Here is a 9,662-nt window from a genome sequence, read left to right as displayed (position 1 = left end):
GTGCACTTGTCAAATGCCAAATTATCCTCGTCTCCACTTCGGTGGGGGTGAGAATTCCTTTGGATCAAAGACCAACCTCCTTGTGGGGTTGGCAACGGATAAAGTCAGCAATGAATTTGTCTCTTTGGTCAGCATCAAACTCGCTGCGTCACCGTTTTCCCGGTGTCGTATGCATTTCTTTTTTACGGAGAGTTTGATCCTGGCTCAGGATGAACGCTGGCGGCGTGCTTAACACATGCAAGTCGAACGGTGAACACGGAGCTTGCTCTGTGGGATCAGTGGCGAACGGGTGAGTAACACGTGAGCAACCTGCCCCTGACTCTGGGATAAGCGCTGGAAACGGCGTCTAATACTGGATATGTGACGTGACCGCATGGTCTGCGTCTGGAAAGAATTTCGGTTGGGGATGGGCTCGCGGCCTATCAGCTTGTTGGTGAGGTAATGGCTCACCAAGGCGTCGACGGGTAGCCGGCCTGAGAGGGTGACCGGCCACACTGGGACTGAGACACGGCCCAGACTCCTACGGGAGGCAGCAGTGGGGAATATTGCACAATGGGCGCAAGCCTGATGCAGCAACGCCGCGTGAGGGACGACGGCCTTCGGGTTGTAAACCTCTTTTAGCAGGGAAGAAGCGAAAGTGACGGTACCTGCAGAAAAAGCGCCGGCTAACTACGTGCCAGCAGCCGCGGTAATACGTAGGGCGCAAGCGTTATCCGGAATTATTGGGCGTAAAGAGCTCGTAGGCGGTTTGTCGCGTCTGCTGTGAAATCCGGAGGCTCAACCTCCGGCCTGCAGTGGGTACGGGCAGACTAGAGTGCGGTAGGGGAGATTGGAATTCCTGGTGTAGCGGTGGAATGCGCAGATATCAGGAGGAACACCGATGGCGAAGGCAGATCTCTGGGCCGTAACTGACGCTGAGGAGCGAAAGGGTGGGGAGCAAACAGGCTTAGATACCCTGGTAGTCCACCCCGTAAACGTTGGGAACTAGTTGTGGGGTCCATTCCACGGATTCCGTGACGCAGCTAACGCATTAAGTTCCCCGCCTGGGGAGTACGGCCGCAAGGCTAAAACTCAAAGGAATTGACGGGGACCCGCACAAGCGGCGGAGCATGCGGATTAATTCGATGCAACGCGAAGAACCTTACCAAGGCTTGACATATACGAGAACGGGCCAGAAATGGTCAACTCTTTGGACACTCGTAAACAGGTGGTGCATGGTTGTCGTCAGCTCGTGTCGTGAGATGTTGGGTTAAGTCCCGCAACGAGCGCAACCCTCGTTCTATGTTGCCAGCACGTAATGGTGGGAACTCATGGGATACTGCCGGGGTCAACTCGGAGGAAGGTGGGGATGACGTCAAATCATCATGCCCCTTATGTCTTGGGCTTCACGCATGCTACAATGGCCGGTACAAAGGGCTGCAATACCGCGAGGTGGAGCGAATCCCAAAAAGCCGGTCCCAGTTCGGATTGAGGTCTGCAACTCGACCTCATGAAGTCGGAGTCGCTAGTAATCGCAGATCAGCAACGCTGCGGTGAATACGTTCCCGGGTCTTGTACACACCGCCCGTCAAGTCATGAAAGTCGGTAACACCTGAAGCCGGTGGCCTAACCTTTTTGGAGGGAGCCGTCGAAGGTGGGATCGGTAATTAGGACTAAGTCGTAACAAGGTAGCCGTACCGGAAGGTGCGGCTGGATCACCTCCTTTCTAAGGAGCATCTGACTCTTCGGAGTCCAGAACCCAGATCGAAGGCATACGTTCTTCGCTGGGAGCTCATGGGTGGAACATTTGACATGGTGTGAAGGATGTTGTTCTTCTTTAGTACGTCGGGTCTTCGGATCTGGTTGGAACGGGGAGGGTGGCGGATGTCGAACCTGCACGCTGTTGGGTCCTGAGGGACCGGATGCGCACTGGCCTTTGGGTCGAGTGCACAGTCGGTTACTCTGGGCCTCTTTCTGTTTCCCTTTTGTGGGGTTGTGGATTGGGGCACCGCCCGTACTTTGAGAACTACACAGTGGACGCGAGCATCTTGCAGCTGACTTCGGTCAGTTGCACAAGATGATCTTAAAGATCATTAGTCAATTTCATGCCGGACCTTTCGGGGTCTGGTGTCGATTCTGATTCAAACTCATGTGATTTATCAAGTCTTTAAGAGCAAACGGTGAATGCCTTGGCATCTGGAGCCGAAGAAGGACGTAGCAATCTGCGATAAGCCTCGGGGAACTGATAAGCAAGTTTTGATCCGAGGGTGTCCGAATGGGGAAACCCCGCTGGGCGGCGTGCCGACCTAGTGACTCCCGCCTGAATATATAGGGCGGGTAGAGGGAACGTGGGGAAGTGAAACATCTCAGTACCCACAGGAAGAGAAAGCAACCGCGATTCCGTTAGTAGTGGCGAGCGAAACCGGAACAGGCTAAACCTAGCGTGTGTGATAGCCGGCAGGCGTTGCACGTTGGGGGTTGTGGGACTTTTCAGTCATCTCTGCCGAGATGGCGGCGTTACAAGAAGGTATAGACGAACGGTCTTGAAAGGCCGGTCATAGAGGGTGACAACCCCGTAGTCGAAATGCTTCTCTTGGCGCGAAGAGTATCCCAAGTAGCACGGGGCCCGTGAAATCCCGTGTGAATCTGTCAGGACCACCTGATAAGCCTAAATACTCCCAGATGACCGATAGCGGACAAGTACCGTGAGGGAAAGGTGAAAAGTACCCCGGGAGGGGAGTGAAATAGTACCTGAAACCGTTTGCTTACAAACCGTTGGAGCCTCCTTAGTAGGGGTGACAGCGTGCCTTTTGAAGAATGAGCCTGCGAGTTAGCGATATGTGGCGAGGTTAACCCGTGTGGGGTAGCCGTAGCGAAAGCGAGTCTGAATAGGGCGATTCAGTCGCATGTCCTAGACCCGAAGCGAAGTGATCTATCCATGGCCAGGTTGAAGCGACGGTAAGACGTCGTGGAGGACCGAACCCACTTAGGTTGAAAACTGAGGGGATGAGCTGTGGATAGGGGTGAAAGGCCAATCAAACTTCGTGATAGCTGGTTCTCTCCGAAATGCATTTAGGTGCAGCGTTGCGTGTTTCTTGCCGGAGGTAGAGCTACTGGATGGCCGATGGGCCCTACAAGGTTACTGACGTCAGCCAAACTCCGAATGCCGGTAAGTGAGAGCGCAGCAGTGAGACTGTGGGGGATAAGCTTCATAGTCGAGAGGGAAACAACCCAGACCACCAACTAAGGTCCCAAAGCGCGTGCTAAGTGGGAAAGGATGTGGAGTTGCCTTGACAACCAGGAGGTTGGCTTAGAAGCAGCCACCCTTGAAAGAGTGCGTAATAGCTCACTGGTCAAGTGATTCCGCGCCGACAATGTAACGGGGCTCAAGCACGCCACCGAAGTTGTGGCATTGACATTATTGGTAGGCCTTCGTGGTCCAGCCGTGTTGATGGGTAGGAGAGCGTCGTGTGGCCAGCGAAGCGGCGGTGTAAACCAGCCGTGGAGGCTACACGAGTGAGAATGCAGGCATGAGTAGCGAATGACGTGTGAGAAACACGTCCTCCGAAAGACCAAGGGTTCCAGGGTCAAGCTAATCTTCCCTGGGTAAGTCGGGACCTAAGGCGAGGCCGACAGGCGTAGTCGATGGACAACGGGTTGATATTCCCGTACCGGCGAAGAACCGCCCAAGCTAATCCAGTAGTGCTAAGTGTCTGAATCCCAGTGACTGATCCCTTCGGGGTGACGCGTTGGGCCTAGCGCACGACCCCATTCTGGTGCGGTTAGCGTATTAACAGGTGTGACGCAGGAAGGTAGCCCAAGCCAGGCGATGGTAGTCCTGGTGCAAGTGCGTAGGCCGAGTCGTAGGCAAATCCGCGATTCACATAGGCTGAGACACGATGCGGATAAAAAGTGGGTGATCCTATGCTGCCAAGAAAAGCATCGACGCGAGGTTCAAGCCGCCCGTACCCCAAACCGACTCAGGTGGTCAGGTAGAGAATACCAAGGAGATCGAGAGAATCGTGGTTAAGGAACTCGGCAAAATGCCCCCGTAACTTCGGGAGAAGGGGGGCCTTCGGCGTATAGGGATTTACTCCCGAAAGCGTTTGGAGGCCGCAGAGACTAGTGGGTAGCGACTGTTTACTAAAAACACAGGTCCGTGCCAAGTCGCAAGACGATGTATACGGACTGACGCCTGCCCGGTGCTGGAAGGTTAAGAGGACCGGTTAGCCGCAAGGCGAAGCTGAGAATTTAAGCCCCAGTAAACGGCGGTGGTAACTATAACCATCCTAAGGTAGCGAAATTCCTTGTCGGGTAAGTTCCGACCTGCACGAATGGCGTAACGACTTCCCAACTGTCTCAACCGCGAACTCGGCGAAATTGCATTACGAGTAAAGATGCTCGTTACGCGCAGCAGGACGGAAAGACCCCGTGACCTTTACTATAGCTTTGTATTGGTGTTCGGTGTGGCTTGTGTAGGATAGGTGGGAGACTTTGAAGCATGGACGCTAGTTCGTGTGGAGTCATTGTTGAAATACCACTCTGGTCACTCTGGATATCTAACTTCGAACCGTAATCCGGTTCAGGGACAGTGCATGGTGGGTAGTTTAACTGGGGCGGTTGCCTCCCAAAAAGTAACGGAGGCGCCCAAAGGTTCCCTCAACCTGGTTGGCAATCAGGTGTCGAGTGTAAGTGCACAAGGGAGCTTGACTGTGAGACTGACAGGTCGAGCAGGGACGAAAGTCGGGACTAGTGATCCGGCAGTGGCTTGTGGAAGCGCTGTCGCTCAACGGATAAAAGGTACCTCGGGGATAACAGGCTGATCTTGCCCAAGAGTCCATATCGACGGCATGGTTTGGCACCTCGATGTCGGCTCGTCGCATCCTGGGGCTGGAGTAGGTCCCAAGGGTTGGGCTGTTCGCCCATTAAAGCGGTACGCGAGCTGGGTTTAGAACGTCGTGAGACAGTTCGGTCCCTATCCGCTGCGCGCGTAGGAAATTTGAGAGGATCTGACCCTAGTACGAGAGGACCGGGTTGGACGAACCTCTGGTGTGTCAGTTGTTCCGCCAGGAGCACCGCTGATTAGCTACGTTCGGGATGGATAACCGCTGAAAGCATCTAAGCGGGAAGCCGGCCTCAAGATGAGATTTCCATACCTTCGGGTGAGAGGCTCCCAGCCAGACTACTGGGTTGATAGGCCAGATGTGTAAGTGCAGTAATGCATGCAGCTGACTGGTACTAATAAGCCGATGACTTGATAACACACCGTTTGTTGGTGCTACGCGTCCACTGAGTGGTTCTCGATGTACGGTCGAGAACCGCATAACAACAATGACTTTGTTATGTGTTTGATTGAAACATCAATAGTGTTTCGGCGGCCATAGCGTGAGGGAAACGCCCGGTTACATTCCGAACCCGGAAGCTAAGCCTCACAGCGCCGATGGTACTGCAGGGGGGACCCTGTGGGAGAGTAGGACACCGCCGGACTCCTTTTAGACAAAATGGCCACCCATCGTTGGGTGGCCATTTTGCGTTTACACCGAAGCTCTTGCGCGAAGAGAACAGATGAGCCATCCCACACGGGGTGGCTTTTCTGCGTCAACGCGCACTGCGACGTCGTTGTCTCACCGCTTCAGACGAGCCTCGAGCATGGCTGCGCACTCCTGTACAGCTGCGGCCAGAAGGGCCTCGTCCAGATCCGCTCGCCCCCGTGTCACAGCCACGGCGGCCACCGGCCACCCGGCGGCGTCGAGAACTGCGGCGCCCACGCTGCGCAGTCCGTCCGCAATCTCGCTGTTCTCCGTCGCGTACCCTCGTGAGCGCACCTCGCGGAGCAGCTCCCGCAGCTCCCGTGGCGTGCGCGGCCCGAGTCCCGTGCGGTCGGGGAACGCCGACAGATCCGGGTACAGGGCACGCACCTGCTCGCGGGGGAGAGCAGCGAGCATCGCCCGCCCCGAAGCGGTGAGGTGCGCGGGGAGCCGTACTCCGACGTCGGTCACGAGCGCGGGCCGTCGTGGCGCGCGCTCCTCGACGATGTAGAGCACGTCGCCGCCGCTCATCACTGCAAGATGCGCGGTCTCTCCCAACCGGTCGGAGAGGGCGGCCACCAGAGGCCTGCCCCTCCGAGCGAGTGGCTGTTGGCGGGTGTAGCCGCCGGCCAGTTCGAATGCCGACGCGCCGAGCCCCCACCGCCGCTCCTCGCGGAGATGCAGAACGAACCCATGAGTGGCCAGTGTGGAGAGGAGGTGGTAGATCGTCGACCGTGGCAGATCGAGCTCACGTGCGATCGCCGACGCCGCCACCGGAGCGGGCCGACCGGCGAGATAACTCAGGATGCGGAGCGTGTTGTCGGCCGCAGGGACCTGCGTGCCGGCGACCGGCGATGCATCAGGCTTGTCTGGGATCACAGACAAAGCATCGCACGAACGGGTGCCGTTCACGAGGCGGCGGGTGTGGAATCGAGTCATGACTGTTCCTGTTCCCATGGTCGTCGGTGCGGCCCCACTTTCGCCCGCCGCTGTCGTCGCCGTCGCCCGCCACGATGTCCCCGTGCAGATCGACGCAGATGCTCTCGGCCGCGTCGCAGAGACCCGTCGCGTGATCGACGGCCTCGCCGCAGACCCGCATCCGCACTACGGCGTCTCGACCGGGTTCGGTGCCCTCGCGACCACCTTCATCGCCCCCGACCGGCGCCTGCAGCTGCAGGCCAGCCTGATCCGTTCTCACGCCGCAGGCACCGGTGCCGAGGTCGAGCGCGAGGTCGTCAGGGGACTGCAACTCCTGCGCCTGCAGACCCTGAGCTCGGGGCGGACGGGTGTGCGTCCCGTCGTCGTCGAGACGTATGCGGCCATGTTGAACTCCGGGATCACCCCCGTCGTGCGTGAGTACGGGTCGCTCGGGTGCTCCGGCGACCTCGCGCCCCTTGCACACATCGCCCTCGCCGCGATGGGCGAAGGTGAGGTGCGCGACGCATCGGGTGCTCTCGTCCCCGCATCCGAAGCCCTCGCGACGGCGGGGATCGCACCGCTCGTGCTTGTCGAGAAGGAGGGTCTCGCCCTCATCAACGGCACCGACGGCATGCTCGGCATGCTGGTGCTCGCCCTGCACGATCTCGAGATGCTCCTGCTCACCGCCGACGTGGCTGCGGCGATGTCGGTGGAGTCCCAGCTCGGTACCGACGCGGTCTTCGCCGCTGACCTGATGGCGCTGCGCCCGCAGACGGGGCAGACCGCATCCGCCGGTAACCTTCGGGCGCTGCTGGCGGACTCCCCGATGGTCGCCAGCCACAAGGGGCCCGAGGACGGGCGCGTGCAGGACGCCTATTCGCTGCGTTGCTCACCCCAGGTGCACGGTGCGGCCCGCGACACGCTCGCGCACGCAGCGATGATCGCCGGCCGCGAGCTTGCCAGCGTCATCGACAACCCGGTCATCACCGTGGACGGACGCATCGAGTCCAACGGCAACTTCCACGGAGCTCCGGTCGCGGCGGTCCTCGACTTCCTCGCCATCTCGGTCGCCGATGTCGCCTCGGTGTCGGAGCGCCGGACCGACCGAGCGCTGGACCCGGCCCGTAGCCACGGCCTCCCGCCCTTCCTCGCCGACGAGGTGGGCGTCGACTCCGGCCTCATGATCGCGCAGTACGCAGCGGCGGGAATCGTGTCCGAACTCAAGCGCCTCGCGGTGCCGGCATCCGTCGATTCGATCCCGTCCTCCGCGATGCAGGAGGACCACGTCTCGATGGGGTGGGCAGCCGCCCGCAAACTGCGCCGGGCGATCGACGGCCTCGGACGCGTGCTCGCGATCGAGATCCTCACCGGCGCTCGTGCCCTCGACCTGCGGTCTCCGCTGCAGGCGGGACCCGCGACCGGCGCGGTGCGCGACCTGGTTCGCACGGTCGCCGCCGGCCCCGGTCCCGACCGCTTCCTGTCTCCGGAGATGGAAGCCGTCACCGCCCTCGTCCAGTCGGGCGACGTCGCCCGCATCGCAAAGGAGCACATCGATGGCTGACAATACGACCGCAGGGCCCCGCGTCGTCCGCGCGGCCCGGGGCAGTACACGCACCGCGAAGAGCTGGGGCGCCGAAGCCGCCAAGCGGATGCTGATGAACAACCTCGACCCCGAAGTAGCCGAGCATCCGGAGGACCTCGTCGTGTACGGCGGCACGGGCAAGGCCGCCCGCAGCTGGGCGGCGTATGACGCGATCGTGCGCACCCTCGACGAACTCGAACCGGACGAGACCCTGCTCGTGCAGTCGGGCAAGCCGGTCGGCGTGTTCCGCACCCACGAGTGGGCGCCGCGCGTGCTCATCGCCAACTCGAACCTCGTGGGGGACTGGGCGAACTGGCCGGAGTTCCGCCGCCTCGAAGAGCTCGGTCTCATCATGTACGGGCAGATGACCGCGGGCTCCTGGATCTACATCGGCACCCAGGGCATCCTGCAGGGGACCTACGAGACGTTCGCCGCGGTGGCACGCTCCCTCGGCCGGGATTCCCTGCGCGGCACCCTCACCCTCACCGGCGGTGCCGGCGGCATGGGCGGCGCCCAGCCCCTCGCCGTCACCATGAACGACGGCGCGGTGCTGATCGTCGACGTCGACGAGTCGCGTCTCTCTCGGCGGGTGGCGCACGGCTACCTCGACGAGTACACGACCGATCTCGACGCGGCAGTCGCACGGGTCCTCGCAGCCAAGGCTGCCGGCGAGGCCCTCTCGGTCGGCGTCGTGGGTAACGCGGCCGAGGTCTTCCCCGAGCTGCGGCGTCGTGGCGTGCCGATCGACATCGTGACAGATCAGACCAGCGCGCACGATCCGCTCGCGTACCTGCCGATCGGGATCGGGGTCGAGGAGTGGAAGGCCGAAGCCGAACGCGACGCCGAGGAGTTCACTCGCCGGTCCCGCGAATCCATGGCGGCGCACGTCGAGGCGATGGTCGCGTTCCAGGACGCCGGAGCTGCCGTGTTCGACTACGGCAACTCGATCCGCGCCGAGGCGCAGCTGGGCGGCTACGACCGGGCCTTCGCCTTTCCCGGATTCGTGCCGGCTTACATCCGTCCGCAGTTCGAAGAGGGGCGCGGTCCGTTCCGCTGGGCGGCTCTCTCCGGAGATCCGGAGGACATCTACAAGACCGACCGGGCGATCGCCGAGCTCTTCCCCGAGGACGCGGCGCTGCACCGCTGGCTGGAGAAGGCCGCCGAGAAGGTGCACTTCGAAGGCCTTCCTGCGCGCATCTGCTGGCTCGGCTATAAAGAGCGACACCTCGCCGGACTGAAGTTCAACGAGATGGTCGCGTCGGGCGAACTGTCGGCGCCGATCGTGATCGGCCGGGACCACCTCGACTCGGGCTCGGTCGCCTCGCCGTACCGCGAGACCGAGGCCATGAAGGACGGCTCCGATGCGATCGCCGACTGGCCCCTGCTGAACGCCCTGCTGAACACGGCATCCGGCGCCTCCTGGGTGTCGCTCCACCACGGCGGCGGCGTCGGCATCGGCCGCTCGATCCACGCGGGTCAGGTCACCGTCGCCGACGGCTCGGCCCTTGCCGCGGAGAAGCTCGAACGGGTGCTCACCAACGACCCGGGCACCGGTGTGATGCGCCACGTGGATGCCGGGTACGAGCACGCGCGCGAGATCGCGCGCGAGCGCGGCCTCAACATCCCGATGCTCTGACACACTCGAAGGATCTCGA

General features: G+C 60.9%; 3 protein-coding genes and 3 rRNA genes. 5 read left to right on the top strand and 1 reads right to left on the bottom strand.

The features are described from left to right. Positions 1-181: 181 nt before the first annotated feature. The 3 genes from J7E45_RS17750 to rrf all read left to right on the top strand — a co-directional run bounded on the left by J7E45_RS17750 (position 182) and on the right by rrf (position 5,466). Positions 182-1,705: ribosomal RNA gene (locus J7E45_RS17750) — 16S ribosomal RNA — on the top strand. A 431-nt stretch (positions 1,706-2,136) separates the two neighbouring features. Next, positions 2,137-5,241 (top strand): 23S ribosomal RNA (locus J7E45_RS17745). Between the two features lie 108 nt (positions 5,242-5,349). Then, positions 5,350-5,466 (top strand): 5S ribosomal RNA (gene rrf, locus J7E45_RS17740). The 16S, 23S and 5S rRNA genes sit together here, the layout of an rRNA operon. Positions 5,467-5,603: 137 nt before the next feature. Here rrf and J7E45_RS17735 read toward each other — a convergent pair. Further along, a complete protein-coding gene (locus J7E45_RS17735; RefSeq protein WP_374225481.1) occupies positions 5,604-6,386 on the bottom strand; it encodes an IclR family transcriptional regulator in 783 nt (260 codons plus the stop codon). A 58-nt stretch (positions 6,387-6,444) separates the two neighbouring features. On the opposite strand from J7E45_RS17735, the gene hutH reads away from it, so the two are divergent. Both hutH and hutU read left to right on the top strand, forming a co-directional pair. Then, positions 6,445-7,986, top strand: coding sequence for a histidine ammonia-lyase (hutH, locus tag J7E45_RS17730; protein ID WP_167635433.1), 1,542 nt, complete (start codon positions 6,445-6,447; stop codon positions 7,984-7,986). Next, a complete protein-coding gene (hutU, locus tag J7E45_RS17725) occupies positions 7,979-9,643 on the top strand; it encodes a urocanate hydratase (RefSeq protein ID WP_215071087.1) in 1,665 nt (554 codons plus the stop codon). Before hutH ends, hutU begins: the two co-directional genes overlap by 8 nt. Positions 9,644-9,662 lie beyond the last annotated feature (19 nt).

The organism is Microbacterium sp. ISL-59 (genome assembly GCF_018613945.1).
Taxonomy (GTDB): domain Bacteria; phylum Actinomycetota; class Actinomycetes; order Actinomycetales; family Microbacteriaceae; genus Microbacterium; species Microbacterium oxydans_B.
The sequence above is the reverse complement of the archived record's forward strand: the minus strand, read 5'-3'. Positions and strand labels throughout refer to the sequence as shown.